Annotated in this window: 12 protein-coding genes and 2 tRNA genes; 5 read left to right on the top strand and 9 right to left on the bottom strand. The window is 61.0% G+C overall.

Annotated features, from left to right (window positions below; all coding sequences use genetic code 11):
• The first annotated feature begins 229 nt into the window (after positions 1–229).
• Positions 230–1852, top strand: a complete 1623-nt coding sequence (gene pgi / locus B0G80_RS02850) for a glucose-6-phosphate isomerase (protein ID WP_116116906.1) — start codon at positions 230–232, stop codon at positions 1850–1852.
• A 125-nt stretch (positions 1853–1977) separates the two neighbouring features.
• Here the strand turns inward: pgi and B0G80_RS02845 are convergent, their stop codons facing one another.
• Positions 1978–2664 carry an ABC transporter ATP-binding protein gene (locus B0G80_RS02845; RefSeq protein WP_116116905.1) on the bottom strand — a complete coding sequence of 229 codons (687 nt, stop codon included), beginning with the start codon at positions 2662–2664 and terminating at the stop codon, positions 1978–1980.
• A gap of 28 nt (positions 2665–2692) precedes the next feature.
• Here B0G80_RS02845 and B0G80_RS02840 point away from each other — a divergent pair, with 28 nt between their 5' ends.
• Together B0G80_RS02840 and B0G80_RS02835 are read left to right on the top strand one after the other, a co-directional pair.
• Positions 2693–3370: an arylesterase gene (locus tag B0G80_RS02840; protein WP_258878793.1), complete on the top strand. Its 678-nt coding sequence runs from the start codon at positions 2693–2695 to the stop codon at positions 3368–3370.
• Between the two features lie 117 nt (positions 3371–3487).
• On the top strand, positions 3488–3829 hold the full coding sequence (locus B0G80_RS02835; RefSeq protein ID WP_106281085.1) for a hypothetical protein: 342 nt from the start codon (positions 3488–3490) through the stop codon (positions 3827–3829).
• Between the two features lie 95 nt (positions 3830–3924).
• Here the strand turns inward: B0G80_RS02835 and B0G80_RS02830 are convergent, their stop codons facing one another.
• The 8 genes from B0G80_RS02830 to tig form a co-directional block, all read right to left on the bottom strand.
• Positions 3925–5862, bottom strand: coding sequence for a SurA N-terminal domain-containing protein (locus tag B0G80_RS02830; RefSeq protein WP_116116903.1), 1938 nt, complete (start codon positions 5860–5862; stop codon positions 3925–3927).
• 86 nt (positions 5863–5948) lie between these two features.
• Positions 5949–6025: transfer RNA gene (locus B0G80_RS02825), tRNA-Asp, on the bottom strand.
• Positions 6026–6061: 36 nt separating this feature from the next.
• Positions 6062–6137: transfer RNA gene (locus B0G80_RS02820), tRNA-Val, on the bottom strand.
• Between the two features lie 81 nt (positions 6138–6218).
• Positions 6219–6491 (bottom strand): HU family DNA-binding protein, encoded by a 273-nt coding sequence (locus tag B0G80_RS02815; protein WP_116116902.1) that lies wholly within the window; start codon positions 6489–6491, stop codon positions 6219–6221.
• 338 nt (positions 6492–6829) lie between these two features.
• Entirely contained in the window at positions 6830–9253 is a 2424-nt protein-coding gene (lon, locus tag B0G80_RS02810) for an endopeptidase La (protein ID WP_106283480.1), read from the bottom strand.
• 202 nt (positions 9254–9455) lie between these two features.
• Complete coding sequence (clpX, locus tag B0G80_RS02805) at positions 9456–10727, bottom strand: ATP-dependent Clp protease ATP-binding subunit ClpX (protein ID WP_007182009.1); 1272 nt, start codon at positions 10725–10727, stop codon at positions 9456–9458.
• Between the two features lie 182 nt (positions 10728–10909).
• Positions 10910–11563: an ATP-dependent Clp endopeptidase proteolytic subunit ClpP gene (gene clpP / locus B0G80_RS02800; protein WP_007182010.1), complete on the bottom strand. Its 654-nt coding sequence runs from the start codon at positions 11561–11563 to the stop codon at positions 10910–10912.
• Positions 11564–11754: 191 nt separating this feature from the next.
• A complete protein-coding gene (tig, locus tag B0G80_RS02795) occupies positions 11755–13101 on the bottom strand; it encodes a trigger factor (RefSeq protein ID WP_116116901.1) in 1347 nt (448 codons plus the stop codon).
• A gap of 592 nt (positions 13102–13693) precedes the next feature.
• On the opposite strand from tig, the gene B0G80_RS02790 reads away from it, so the two are divergent.
• Together B0G80_RS02790 and B0G80_RS02785 are read left to right on the top strand one after the other, a co-directional pair.
• Positions 13694–14839 (top strand): glycerate kinase, encoded by a 1146-nt coding sequence (locus tag B0G80_RS02790; protein ID WP_116116900.1) that lies wholly within the window; start codon positions 13694–13696, stop codon positions 14837–14839.
• A 62-nt stretch (positions 14840–14901) separates the two neighbouring features.
• The gene (locus tag B0G80_RS02785; protein ID WP_116119484.1) at positions 14902–15351 is read left to right on the top strand and encodes a MarR family winged helix-turn-helix transcriptional regulator; all 450 of its coding nucleotides are present in this window, start codon (positions 14902–14904) and stop codon (positions 15349–15351) included.
• The last annotated feature ends 4 nt before the right edge of the window (positions 15352–15355 follow it).

Genomic DNA, 15355 nt, shown 5'->3' with positions numbered 1-15355 from the left:
TCCGCCCCAACCTATGGATGGACCGCCCAAACCACTGCCGTCCGTCACGCAACGCCGTTATACTGACTGACTGCGCCGCGCGTCGGAGCCACTACGGGTGACGGCGAATTTTGATCGGCACCCACGGCGGACCCCGCCGCGCGGCATCGCTCTAACAGCATCGTTGCATCATCCTCGGCAGCGCTTCACGCGCGCGCCTTTCTTCGTGCCACTTGGTTAGACGGACGCTATGACCCAGAACTCGCTCCCCTCCTGGTCCTCGCTGCAAACGCATTACGACAAGATTCGCGATGCGCACATGCGCGACTGGTTCGCCCCCGAGAACGATCCCGCCCCTACCCGTGCTGAGCGCTTTGCGTTCGCGGGCGGCGGTCTCGCGGCCGATTTCTCGAAGAACCGCATCACCGACGAAACGCTGAAACTGCTCGTGCAAGTCGCGCGCGAAGCCGGCGTCGAGAAGCGCCGCGACGCCATGTTCGCGGGTGACATCGTCAACCCGACGGAAGGCCGCGCCGTGCTGCACACGGCATTGCGCGCCACCGACCCGAAAGCGCCGTTCTACGCGCAAGTGCAGGCCGAGCGCGCCAAAATGGCCGCGTTCGCCGACCAGGTGCGCAGCGGCGAGTGGAAAGGCTATACCGGCAAGCGGATCCGCTATGTCGTGAACATCGGCATCGGCGGCTCGGATCTCGGGCCGAAGATGGTCGTGCATGCGCTGCATCATCTGGCCACGCCGGAGATCACCACGCACTTCGTGTCCAATGTGGACGGCGCCGATCTGTACAACGTCATGCAGCAGATCGATCCCGAAGAGACGCTCGCGATCATCGTCTCCAAGACTTTCACCACGCTCGAAACCATGACCAATGCGCGCTCGCTGCGCGACTGGTTCATCGAGAAAGGTTGCCCGGAAAGCGCACTGGCGAAGCACTTCGTCGGCGTGTCCGCGAATCCCGCGGAAGTGGTCAAGTTCGGCATCGCGAAAGAGAACGTCTTCGAGATGTGGGACTGGGTCGGCGGACGCTATTCGCTGTGGTCGGCCGTCGGTCTGTCGATCATGATCGCGATTGGACCGCAGCAGTTCGACGAACTGCTCGCCGGCGCCAACGAGATGGACCAGCATTTCCGCGACGCGCCGCTCGAGAAGAATCTGCCGGTGCTGCTCGGCATGATCGGCATCTGGTATCGCAACTTCTTCGGCTCGCAAAGCTACCTGGTCGCGCCGTATTCGCAGGCGCTGCATTTCCTGCCTTCGTATCTGCAACAGCTCGAAATGGAGAGCAACGGCAAGTCGGCGCGTCTGGACGGCGCAACGGTCGACTATCCGACCGCCGCGGTCACGTGGGGCGAACCGGGCACGAACGGTCAGCACGCGTTCTTCCAGATGCTGCACCAGGGCCCGACGATCGTGCCGATCGACTTTATCGCGGTGTTGACGCCTGAGCATCCGCTCGTCAGCCATCATCCGAAGCTGCTCGCCAATTGCTTTGCGCAGAGCGAAGCGCTGATGGTCGGCCGCACGCTCGAAGAAGCGAAGAAAGTGGCCGGCGCGGACAAGCCGGAACTGGCGCCGCACCTGGTGTTTCCGGGCAACCGTCCGACCACCACGCTGCTCGTCGAGGCGCTCACCGCACGTTCGCTCGGCGCATTGATCGCGTTGTACGAGCACAAGGTGCTGGTGCAAGGAACGGTATGGAACATCAACTCCTTCGATCAATGGGGCGTGGAGTTGGGCAAGATTCTCGGCAAGGTGGTCGAAGCCGATCTGACGGCGCCGGGTGCCGATGTGAAGAAGCATGATTCTTCGACGTCGGCATTGATCGCGCGGGCGCGGGCGGCGTTGAAGAAGTGATGGTGGGCGGCGCGGTGGTTCGCGCCGCTTGATTTGAATGGCGTGGTCGCCCGATACCGGAAGCCACCATGAAAAAGCGGGCCCTTGCGGCCCGCTTTGCTTTTGCAGCGACGCTCGACGCTCGCTCAGGCCAGACGTCCCGCCTCGATCGTCACTGTCGTATCGCAACGGCGCGCCAGTTCGATGTCATGCGTGACGAGAATCAACGTAGCGCCGTTCGCGCGGTTCATCTCGAACATCAGATCGATCACCGCGTGACCCGTGGCGGCGTCGAGACTGCCGGTCGGTTCGTCCGCGAACAGGATCGCCGGGTGGGTGACGAACGCGCGTGCGAGCGCGACGCGCTGCTGCTCGCCGCCCGATAGCAGCTTCGGATAGTGACCGGTGCGCTTGCCAAGACCCACCTGCTCAAGCAAACCGCGCGCACGCGTTGCGGCCTCGCGCGTGCCGATGCCGCCTAGCAACTCCAGTGGCAACGTAACGTTCTCGAGCGCGGTCAAATGCGGCATCAGTTGAAACGACTGGAACACGAAGCCGACGGAGCCGCTGCGCAATGCGGCGCGCTCGTCTTCGTTCAGTTCGCCGAGTTCGCGGCCGAGCAACCGAACCGAGCCCGAACTCGCGCTGTCCAATCCTGCGAGCAAGCCGAGCAGCGTAGACTTGCCCGACCCGGATGCTCCGACGATCGCCACACTGCTGCCGGCATCGATAGCAAGATCGATGTCGTCGAGAATCGTCAGTTCGCCTGTTGCATCGTTAACCTTCTTGCACAAACCCCGCACTTCAATGACTGGATCAGTTTTGTTTAGCATGGTGAAGCGTAGGTTGAAAGTGCGTGCCATGACGTCTCGCGCCACGGGGTTGACAACGGCATGCGGCTACGCCGCTGTGGCCGCCACCCTGTTTCTTTCCGTAAGCTTCACGGCGCTGGCCGCCAACGCGCCCGAACCGGCCAAGCCAGTGATCGTCGTGCTCGGCGACAGCATCTCCGCCGAATACGGCCTGCCCCGCGACACGGGCTGGGTTGCGTTGATGCGCCAGCGCCTCGCCGACGAGCGAATCGATTATAGCGTCGCCAATGCGAGCATTAGCGGCGACACCACGAGCGGCGGACGAGCCCGCTTGCCGGCACTCATGCAACGCCTGAAGCCGAGCATTGTGATCGTCGAACTCGGCGCCAACGACGCGTTGCGCGGCGTGCCGCTCTCCACCACCGAAGACAACCTGCGCACAATCATCGAGCAGGCTCAGCAAGGTCACGCGAAGGTCGTGCTGGTGGGCATGTACGTGCCGCCTAATTACGGCCCGGACTACACGCAAAAGTTCCACGGCTTGTACGGCGAACTGTCCAAACAGTTGCGTGTGCCGCTCGTGCCGTTTCTGCTCGCCGGCATCGCGGACAAACCCGATATGTTCCAGGCCGATCAGATCCATCCCACCCAGCAGGCACAGCCAGTGCTACTTAACAACGTGTGGCCAGCAGTCAAGCCACTCCTTCGCACAAGTTCGCCGCACTGAAAAATCTGCTAACAACTTGTTTCCAGAACTGTGGGAACGCGGATCGGTAAGTTCTCTCTGACACTTTCGTAATCCCGCGTAACCGGCTCGATTTTGAGCGACTTTTGAGGAGATAACGTGAAATATTTACCGTTAATCGCTTTGACCGTGGCAATTTCTGCCTGCGCCGCTCAACCGCCCGCTGGCGTTCAGTCCGTAGGCGAAAGCCAGCAACCGCCGAAGGCCGTCGCTACCTGCATCGCGCAGAAGTGGGCCGACAGCTCGCAGCAACAGGTCGTCTCGCAAGACACATTGGCTAACGATCAAGCCATGGATGTGTATGTTCCGGGTCAGCAGCCGCCCAATGGCGCCGCCGCTGTCGTACGTCCGTCGTACTCCGGCAAGGGTACGTGGGTCGGCTTCCGCGCCGGTGGCGCTGGCGGTAGCGACGCCACGAGCGCGATCAGCGGCTGCCTGTAACGCTAGCAGCGTGTCGCGGTAAGCCGTTTGACGAGCTTGCACTCGTCAAATGAAAAAGCCCCGCATTTGCGGGGCTTTTTTGCGTTTGGGCGGTCTTACTCGCCACTCGCCTGGGCATTGCTGCTGTCCAGCGAACCGTAGAACTTCACCTTCGAACGCGCGCGCACTGCTTCGACATAGGCCTCTGCTTCCGACTGCGCATCGACCTGGGCGATCTGTTGCTGCGCTGCAGCCAGACGTTGCGGATCGACCGTGTGACCCGCTACCACCGCGTTCACGCGATAGATCGCATAGCCGTCGTCGCCGAGATCCACACCGACGTAAGCCGGCAATTTTTGCGCGTCCGCCTTGTAGATTGCACTCAATGCGGCGGGCGGCACGCCTTGCGCGTCGTTGCGCGACACCTTCAACGGCGACGAGAAGCCCGTCGTTGCCTTCGACTTTTCGAACTCGGCCAGCTTGGCCACGCCGTCCTTGTGAGCCGCTTCATCCGACTGAACCGCGATCACTTTCTGACGCACCGCGTCCTTGACGGCGTCGAGCGCCGGCACTGCCGCCGCCTTATAGTCGGTCACGCGCGCCGCGATCAACGTGTTGCCGCCGACGTCGATGGCCTGCGTATTGTTGCGCGCCGTCGTGGCGTCATTGGCGAATACCGCGGCGAGGAACTTCGCATTGTTCAGCGGGCTGTCAGGCGCGAGCTTCGGATCCGGCTGCGGCGTGACCGTGGCGGTCTGCACTTGCAGCTTGTACTTGTCGGCGGCCGGCTGCAGGCTCTTCGCCTTTTCATAGACGATCGACGTGAAGCCTTCCGAATCGTCGGTGAATGCCTTGCTGGCCAACTGCGTCTTCAGGTCTTTCGAGATCTGATCTTTCACTTCGTCGAACGGCTTCGTGACCACCGGTTTCACGTCCGTCACCTTGACGATGTGATAGCCGAAGTCGGTCTGCACGATGCCGCTGACTTCGTCTTTCTTCAGCGCGAACACGGCATCATCAAACGCCTGGCCGCCCGCGATCATGCCGCGGCCGAAGTAACCCAGATCGCCACCCTTCGACGCCGAACCCGGGTCCTGCGAATTCTGCTGCGCGATCTGCGCGAACTGGTCCGGATGCGCCTTGATCTGCGCGAGCAACTCTTCAGCCTTCTGTTTGGCCTTGGCCTTGTCGGCCGCGCTCGCGTCTTTCGGCGCTGCGATCAGAATGTGGCTCGCCCGCACCTGGCCGTCAGTGCGGTAGTGCGCGATGTTGTCGTCGTAGTACTTCTTCAGATCGGCGTCGGTAGGCTGCGCGGAAGCGGCGAGCGTTGCCGGCGACAGGACGAGATACTGGATCGTGGCCGTGGCCGGCGTGGCGAATTCATTGCGATGCGCGTCGTAATACGCTTGCAGTTGCGCGTCGGTAGGCTGCACCTTCGCGGCGTAGTCGCGCGGATGGAACGCAATGCCCTGCACTTCGCGCTGTTGCTCAGCGAGTTCCGTCAGATGCTGTGCGAGCGTTTTCGACGTGAACGCGCTGCCTTGAATGCTAGCTGGCAACTGCTGCGTGGCGATGCTGTAGCGCACGCGCTCGTCGTACTGGTCGGGTGTCATGCCCTGCATGGCGAGCAACTGCTTGTAGCGATCGACGTCGATCGTGCCGTCAGGATTCTTCAGCGACGAGATCACCGGATCGTTCATCAACACGCGGCGCACGGCATCGTCGGACGCGGTGAGATGCAGGCGCTGTGTTTCATCGGCCAGCACGCGTTGCTCGATCAGACCATCGAGCATCTGCGCGCGGCGTTCCGGCGTGTCGAACGACTTCATATCGAACTGCGCGCCGAGCATCTGACGGGCGCGGTCGAGTTGCTGACGCATCGCGTTGTCGTATTCAGCGCGCGTGATCTTGTGACCGTTGACGCTCGCGACGTTTGCACTTTCGTCAAAGAAGCCGCGAAAGCCCTGAATACCCACAAAACCCAACCCCGGCACAATGACGAGGATGAGCATGAACATCATCAGGCGTTTGTGATTGCGGAAAAAATCGAGCATGCGTGAGGAGTGCCAAAAACAGAACGCCCGATCTTACAACAGCGGGCAATAAAAAAGGCGAACCGGAGTTCGCCTTTCGAGGATACTGGCGGAGTGGACGGGACTCGAACCCGCGACCCCCGGCGTGACAGGCCGGTATTCTAACCGACTGAACTACCACTCCTTATGTTGCGCTGGAACACTTAACCGAATCTGAAACTGGTGGGTGCTGAGAGGCTCGAACTCCCGACCTACGCCTTGTAAGGGCGCCGCTCTACCAACTGAGCTAAGCACCCGTTTCATGATTCAGTGCTGCTTTCCTGCTTCTACCTGCTGCCCGATCTTCGTCTATCGACGTCCCTCAAGCAGCAAGCCCATTAGTTTAGCGCATCCTTCAGAGCTTTGCCAGGCCTAAATTTGGGGACCTTCGCCGCCTTGATTTTGATGGCGGCGCCGGTGCGCGGATTGCGCCCGGTGCGCGCGGAGCGCTTGCCGACCGCGAACGTGCCAAAACCGACCAACGTCACCGAACCGCCCTTCTTCAACATACCTTTGACACCATCGATCACAGCGTCGAGTGCACGGCCTGCCGCTGCCTTCGAAATGTCGGCTTGCTGCGCAACGTGATCGATCAATTCCGTCTTGTTCATCCCAACCCCCGAGAATGTTTATGGCAATCGTGACGGCGCTTTATTAACGCCTGGCATCACGCGGCCGGCGGGCAACGCCGGGCGCAATCATTAGAATGGGCCGAAACCCTTGTGTCAAGCGGGGTTGAGCCTGATTTGCGAAGATTTCGAGGCGGCTTCCTATAACAAAATGTTGCCGCGAATGGATGCACGCACAACCAGTCGGCGGGCGCATGCCGCTTTACTCAATAGGTGGGAAAACGCCCCTCGCGAGACGCCTGACGGAAGTCGCGCGGACAATAAAAAACCGCGGCCGAGACCGCGGTTTTCTTCGAGCAAAAGCTTCGTTGACGACTGCCTTAGTGCTTCACGACTTCCGTTGCCGCAGCGTCCTTGCCGGGCTCCGCTGCAACCGGCGCAGCAGGCTTGGGCTCCTCTTCGGGCAACGCCGCCGGCACACGTTCGAGCGCCAGTTCGAGCACCTTGTCGATCCAGCGGACCGGCACGATCTCGATCGCGTTCTTCACGTTGTCCGGAATCTCCGTCAAGTCCTTGACGTTTTCTTCCGGAATCAGCACCAGCTTGATACCGCCGCGATGCGCCGCCAGCAGTTTTTCCTTCAAGCCGCCGATCGGCAGGACTTCGCCACGCAACGTGATTTCGCCCGTCATTGCGACATCGGCGCGCACCGGAATTCCGGTCAACACCGACACCAACGCGGTCGTCATCGCGATACCGGCAGACGGACCGTCTTTCGGTGTCGCGCCTTCCGGCACGTGAATGTGAATGTCCTGTTTCTCGAACGCTTCGTCCTTGATGCCGAGACGGCGCGAACGCGAACGAACCACCGAGCGTGCTGCCTCGACCGATTCCTTCATCACGTCGCCGAGCGAACCCGTACGAATCACGTTGCCCTTGCCCGGCATTACCGCGGCTTCGATGGTCAGCAGATCGCCGCCCACTTCCGTCCACGCAAGACCCGTGACCTGGCCAACCTGATTTTCCTTCGCGGCCAGACCGAAGTCGTACTTACGCACGCCGAGGAACGTATCGAGATTGCTGCCGTCGACCTTCACCGCGCCTTCCGCCTTCTTCAGCAGAAGCATCTTCACGACCTTACGGCAGATCTTCGAAATTTCACGCTCGAGCGAACGCACGCCCGCTTCACGCGTGTAGTAACGAATGATGTCGCGGATCGCGGTTTCCGTCACATCGACCTCGCCATCCTTGAGGCCGTTGTTCTTCTTTTGCTTGGGCAAAAGATAACGTTGCGCGATGCTGACCTTCTCGTCTTCCGTGTAACCCGACAGACGGATCACTTCCATCCGGTCGAGCAGCGGCGGCGGAATGTTCAGCGAGTTCGACGTTGCCACGAACATCACGTCCGACAGATCGAAGTCGACTTCGACGTAGTGATCGGCGAACGTATGGTTCTGTTCCGGATCGAGCACTTCGAGCAGAGCCGACGACGGATCGCCGCGGAAATCCTGGCCCATCTTGTCGACTTCGTCGAGCAGGAAGAGCGGATTGCGCACGCCGACCTTGGTCAGGCTTTGCAGAATCTTGCCGGGCATCGAGCCGATATACGTACGACGGTGACCGCGAATCTCGGCTTCGTCGCGCACGCCGCCGAGCGCCATACGCACGAACTTGCGGTTCGTGGCGCGAGCGATCGACTGACCCAGCGACGTCTTACCGACACCCGGAGGCCCAACGAGGCACAGGATCGGCGCTTTGACCTTGTCGACACGTTGCTGGACCGCGAGATACTCGAGAATACGTTCCTTCACTTTCTCGAGACCGAAGTGGTCTTCGTCGAGCACGCGTTCCGCATTGGAGAGGTCGTTGTTGACCTTGCTCTTCTTGCGCCACGGCAAGCCGATCAGCGTGTCGATGTAGTTGCGCACGACGGTCGCTTCGGCCGACATCGGCGACATCAGCTTGAGCTTCTTCAGCTCGGCGTCGGCTTTCTTCTTGGCTTCCTTCGGCATGCGGGCAGCGGTGATGCGCTTCTCGAGTTCTTCGAGGTCCGCACCTTCTTCGCCTTCGCCGAGTTCCTTCTGGATCGCCTTGACCTGCTCGTTCAGGTAGTACTCGCGCTGGCTCTTTTCCATCTGGCGTTTCACACGCCCACGGATGCGCTTTTCGACCTGCAGGATATCGATCTCGGCTTCGAGTTGCGCGAGCAGATGCTCGAGTCGCTCGATCACCGGGAACATTTCGAGGATGTGCTGCTTCTGGTCGAGCTTGAGCGGCAGATGCGCCGCGATCGTGTCGGCCAGACGACCCGCTTCGTCGATACCCGACAGCGACGTCAGAATCTCCGGCGGAATCTTCTTGTTCAGCTTCACATACTGGTCGAACTGCGACACGATCGCGCGGCGCAGCGCTTCAGTTTCAGCGCTGTCGGCGTGGTCGGGTTCGAGCGGCATGACTTCGCACGAGAACTGCGTTTCCTGTTCTTCGATGGAAAGCGTTTTCGCGCGCTGCAAGCCTTCGACGAGCACCTTCACGGTGCCATCGGGCAGCTTCAGCATTTGCAGGATGTTGGCGACACACCCTACTTCGTACATGTCCTTTTCGGTCGGCTCATCTTTGGCAGCCGTTTTCTGGGCGACGAGCATGATGTGCTTGCCGCCTTCCATCGCTGCTTCGAGAGCCTTGATCGACTTCGGGCGGCCTACGAAGAGCGGAATCACCATGTGCGGGAAGACGACTACGTCACGCAGCGGGAGCAGCGGGAGCGTAATGCGTTCCGGCGGAAGGAGTTGGGTTCCTGACATTTCATTTCCCCATGAGTGGAATCAGTTCGTTCGATAGGTGAGGCCAGCAGAAAAGATTGCAAGCCTCCGCGTGTGGGAAAAGTTCAGTGACTCCGAAGGTTCAGTGACTCCATAGTGAAAACAACCAGCCTGACCACACGATAAACGAAAAAAGCCGTTCACGTTGCCATGAACGGCTTTTTTTGCAGAACCCGAAAGCCGATCAGTTCGAACCCGCCACTTTGGGCGCGTCTTCGTAGATCAGTAGCGGTTTGCCGTCGCCGTCAATCACGTTGTCGTCGATGATGACCTTGCTAACGCCTTTCATTTGCGGCAGGTCGTACATCACATCAAGCAACGCCTGTTCCAGGATGGAGCGCAAACCACGCGCGCCCGTCTTGCGACGAATTGCCTTACGCGCGACAGCTTGCAGCGCGGCCGGACGAATTTCGAGCTCGACGCGTTCCATGTTGAACAGCTTGTGGTACTGCTTCACCAGCGCATTCTTCGGTTCGACGAGAATCTTCATCAACGCGACTTCGTCGAGCTTGCCGAGCGTGGCCACCACCGGCAGACGGCCGATCAGTTCGGGAATGAGACCGAATTTGATCAGATCTTCCGGTTCCACTTCGCGCAGCACTTCGCCGGCGTCGCGGTCCTGCTTGCTCTTCACGCTCGCGCCAAAGCCAATGCCGGTCTTCTCGGTACGATCGACAATGACCTTTTCGAGGCCGTCGAACGCGCCGCCGCAGATGAACAGAATGTTGGTTGTGTCGACCTGGATGAAGTCCTGATTCGGGTGCTTACGGCCGCCCTGCGGGGGCACCGACGCCATCGTGCCCTCGACCAGCTTCAACAAAGCCTGCTGCACGCCTTCGCCCGAAACATCGCGGGTGATCGACGGGTTGTCGGACTTGCGGCTGATCTTGTCGATTTCGTCGATGTAGACAATGCCGCGCTGGGCCTTGTCCACTTCGTAATTGCAGTTTTGCAGCAGCTTCTGAATGATGTTTTCGACGTCTTCACCGACATAGCCGGCTTCTGTCAGCGTGGTTGCATCGGCAATCACGAACGGGACGTTCAGAAGGCGTGCGAGCGTCTGCGCAAGCAGCGTCTTGCCGGAACCGGTCGGGCCGATCAGCAGGATGTTGCTCTTGGACAGCTCGATCTCGTCTTTCTTGTCGAGATGCTTGAGGCGCTTGTAATGGTTGTACACCGCGACCGCGAGAATTTTCTTCGCGCGTTCCTGACCGATCACGTACTGGTCGAGGATTTCACGGATTTCCTGCGGACTCGGCAGATCGGACTTCGACAAGCCCGCCTCGATGCCCGCGCCTGCAGCCTCATCACGGATGATTTCGTTGCACAGGTCGATACATTCATCGCAAATGAACACCGACGGGCCGGCAATCAGTTTTTTGACTTCATGCTGACTCTTGCCGCAAAACGAGCAATACAACAGCTTTTCGCTGTTAGAACCTTTCTTGTCCGCCATAGATGTGTGAGCCTCCGGACACTCGATTACATGATACGCCGTTTGCCCTGGCCTCGCAGTTTGCGCGGGGCCGGGCTTGAGCCAAGGTGACGGCGTTTGCCGCAGGCACTCGGACGAAGTTGATTATTTCACAACCGATCCGGCTGCGTTTTTGCCCCACTTCGGGGCAAAAACGCACCATTTCAAGGACGCTTGTGCGCTACCTGGTCGACGAGGCCGTAAGCTTGCGCATCGTCGCCGGACATGAAGTTGTCGCGGTCGGTGTCGCGTGCAATACGCTCGACCGGCTGGCCGGTGTGATGCGCGAGCAGATGGTTCAGCCGTTCCTTCAAATACAGGATTTCGCGCGCCTGAATTTCGATGTCCGACGCCTGGCCGCGCGCGCCGCCCAGCGGCTGGTGAATCATCACACGCGAATTCGGCAGAGCAAAACGCTTCCCTTTCGCGCCGGCTGCCAGCAGGAACGCGCCCATGCTGGCCGCAAGACCCATGCACAGCGTAGACACATCCGGCTTGATGAACTGCATCGTGTCATAAATCGCCATGCCCGCCGAAACCGACCCGCCCGGGCTGTTGATGTAGAAACTGATGTCCTTGTCGGGGTTCTCGCTTTCGAGGAACAGCATCTGCGCGACGACGAGATTGGCCGTCTGGTCGTTCACTTCACCGACCAGGAACACGATCCGTTCCTTCAGCAGACGAGAATAGATGTCGTATGAACGCTCGCCCCGGCCGCTCGTTTCCACGACAATCGGCACCAGTCCGAGCGCCTGCGCTTCGAGATCCCGCGACGACTGGGAGGTCAACGTGTCCAGCATTTGAGCGCGAAAGGTCATGCAGTAGATCCTTGTCTGAAATATTCTAAATATTAGATGCTGGACAGGTGCGGCCGACAACCCCGTATTCAAGTGCGATCAGTGCATGCGCGCCGTGCAACACGAAACAAAAACGCAATACACAACTACGGCACAAAAAAAACGGCGTGCGGGCCGTCGCTCCGACAGCCGGCACGCCGTTGCAGCGACGCTTACGCTTGCGCCGTTGCGCTTGCCAGTTCTTCGAAGCTCACTTCCTTGTCCGTCACCTTGGCCTTGCTGAGAACGAAATCGACGACGTTGGCTTCAACGACGTACGCTTCCATTTCGGCAAGACGTTGCTGGTTGGAATAATACCAGCGGACGACTTCCTTCGGGTCTTCGTAGCTTTTCGCGAACTCGTCCACTTCGGCGCGAATCTGCTCCGGCTTGGCTTGCAGTTCGTTGGCCTTGACCAGCTCGGCCAGCACGAGGCCCAGCTTGACGCGGCGCTCGGCCTGTTCCTTGAACATCGCAGCCGGGATCGGCGCATCTTTGGCGTTCGGCACGCCGCGTTGCTCCAGATCCTGACGCGCCATTGCGACCAGGCGTTCCTGATCCTGTTCGATCAGTGCGTTCGGCACGTCCAGTTCGGAAATCTTCAGCAACGCGTCCATCACCTGGTTCTTGACGATGGCCTGCGTGCGGCGCTTTGCTTCGCGTTCGAGATTGTCTTTGATCTCAGCGCGCATCTTGGTCAGATCGCCGTCTTCGATGCCGAGCGACTTCGCGAATTCAGCGTCGATTTCCGGCAGATGCGGCCACTCGATCTTCTTCATCGTGATCGTGAACTGCGCGGTCTTGCCGGCGACTTCCTTGCCGTGATAGTCCTCAGGGAACGCCAGATCGAACTCCTTCGATTCGCCGACCTTCAGGCCAGTGGCGGCCTTTTCGAATTCCGGCAGCATGCGGCCTTCGCCCAGCACGAACGCGAAGTCGTCGGCGCTGCCGCCCTGGAACACTTCGCCCTCGATCTTGCCGATGAAGTCGACCGTTACGCGGTCGCCTTCTTTCGCTGCCGTGTCGCCGCCGCCGTCACCGTGCTCGCCGGCTTCGCCGCGAGCGTGGAAGTGCACGCGCTGCTTGCGCAGGATGTCCAGCGTGCGGTCGATTTCCGCCTCGCTGATGGTGGTCGTGGTGCGCTCGATTTCGGCCGTGGCGACGTCGCCCAGCTTCACTTCCGGATACACCTCGAACGTCGCGTCGAACGCGTAATCGCCTTCGGTGGCGTCGGACTTCGGCGCGAAGCTCGGCTGACCGGCGACGCGCAGGTTTTCGGTGCGGCTGATGTCGAAGAATTCCTTGCCGACCTTGTCGCTCAGCACTTCGGCTTCCACCTGGCCCGAATACTGTTGCGTCACCATCTTGAGCGGCACCTTGCCCGGGCGGAAACCCGGCATGCGCACGTTCTTCGCGAGTTGACGGATACGCGAGTCCACTTCCTTCTGCACGGCGTCCTTCGGCAGGGAAATCGTGACGCGGCGTTCGAGCTTGCCGAGGTTTTCAACAACGTTAGCCATGGCTTCAATCGTCCTAAAATTATTCGAGCGAATCAGTTATCTTCTCCGTGCCGCTTGTCGATCTCGTGCGACGTCGCGTTTTTTGGTCGCGTTTGGGTCGCTTCGCTTCGATTGCGCGCCTGCGCCGCGGGCTTGCAGGCCGCCGGCAGCACGGTTGAGTCCAAAGAGCCGAATATTTTAGCAAACTATTTGCGCGCCTAGCCGGGGATTCGATGAATGCGCGCGTTTTTGTCGAGGTTTTGGCCGGATTCCGGCCGCTTTCCGTGCTGTTTCGTACCTGTTTGCGCACTGTTCCAGTGCGGCCGGGGTGCCGCGCCGCTGTTGCGCTGCGCCTGTCTGGACGAAGTTTTCCTAGCGACTTCGCTTTAGCTTGTCTGCACGAACTCCCGCCGACCTCGCTTCAATCACCAGCTGCCGGCAAAAGCAGCAGCCCCCGCCACGCAGGCGCCCAGCCGCCGTCAATGCCGGCTATGCCATTCGACATATTCAGTCGGCGCGCCCATGCTGATAAGCTAATGGACGCGCTTGGGGCTGCGCCCTCATCTCGCCGTTTCACCCGCCCTCGCAACGATTCCAACCAATCAGAGACACCATGCCGAATTCGCCGTCCTCGCCCGTCGTCGTCATTGCTCCCGATTCCTTCAAAGGCTCGCTCAGCGCGGAACAGGTCGCGCAAGCCATTGCAGCGGGCATCAAGCGCGCCCGTCCCGCCGCGGAGGTGCGCATCTGCCCGATGGCCGACGGCGGCGAAGGCACACTCGACGCCATGCTCACGAGTGGCGGCGAACGCCGCACGCTCACCGTGCGCGGCGCGGCCGGTCCGGTGCGCGAAGCGCTCACTGGCCTGCTCGCCGACGGCAGCGCGATCATCGAAACGGCGGAGGTCGTCGGCATTACGGACACGGTGGGAATGGGCGTGCCGGTGGAGGCGCGCAGCACACGCGGCATGGGCGAGGCGATCGGCGCGCTGATGGACGCCGGTGTGCGGCGCTTTTTCGTCGCGCTCGGCGGCAGCAGCACGAACGACGGCGGCGCGGGCCTGCTGACCGGCCTCGGCCTCAAGCTGTTCGACGCACAGGACAACGAGCTCGACGCCACGCCCGAACAACTCAAGCGCCTCGCACGAGTGGACGTGTCGCAGCTCGACGCGCGTCTGGCGAACACGCAGTTCGTCGGCATGTCGGACGTGGACAATCCGCTGACCGGCGAACACGGCGCAACGGCGGTATTCGGTCCGCAAAAGGGTGTGAAGCCGGAGCAGGTTGCCACGATCGACGCCGCGCTCACCCGCTTCGCCGATCTGCTCGAACCTGCGCTCGGCCGCACGGCGCGCGAACTGCCCGGCGCCGGCGCGGCCGGCGGCCTCGGCTTCGCGTTGCATATGCTCGGCGCGCAGTTCGAACCGGGCGCGGAAACCGTCGCACGGCAAATCGGTCTGGACGCCGCGCTCGAAGGCGCCGATTGGTTGATCACCGGTGAAGGCCGTTCGGACGTGCAAACGCTGCATGGCAAGGCGCCCTTCATCGCCTGCCGTCATGCCCAGGCAGCAGGCGTGCCGGCCACGCTCCTGTCCGGCGGGGTCGACTCAGCCGCCTTGCCGCGCCTCGCCGAATATTTCAGCGGCTGCTTCTCTCCGGCGCCCGGCCCGATCACGCTCGAAGTCGCGATTCGCGACGCGGCGCGGCTGTTGGCGGACGAAGCCGAACAGTTGACGCGCCTGAAATACGGCACGCGTTGACCGGCAAGGCGGTTGCGGCAACAATCACAGCGCCGCGACCGCTCACACACTACGGGAAGACCATGAAGGACGCCAAAGCCGGCCTCGAACAGTTCCTGACGTACCGTCTGCATGTCCTCAACAAACTCGCCGAACGCGGCATCAGCGAACGCTATCAGACCAAGCTCGGCGTGACCTTGCCTGAAGCGCGCGTGATTGCGTCGGTGGGATCATTCGGGCCGTTCTCGATCATGGAACTGGCAAGGCATGCCAATCTCGACAAGAGCCAGGCAAGCCGCGCCGCCGAAGCGTTGATCAGGCAAGGACTCGTGAAACGCGAGGCGAGCGCCGAGGACGGCCGCGTCGTGCTGGTGTCGCTGACGCCCGAAGGCCGCGCGCTGTATCGAAAGGTCATGCCGATCGCGCGCAAATGGAACGGCGACATGTTCGACTGTCTCGACGAGCAGGAAAAGCTCGACTTCGGTCACGCGCTCGACAAGATCATCGGCACGATGACGGCGCGCGAGGAATGACCTG

Source organism: Paraburkholderia sp. BL6669N2, assembly GCF_003387275.1.
GTDB lineage: Bacteria > Pseudomonadota > Gammaproteobacteria > Burkholderiales > Burkholderiaceae > Paraburkholderia.
Note: the sequence above shows the minus strand (reverse complement) of the source record. Positions and strands in the feature narration are given on the sequence as shown.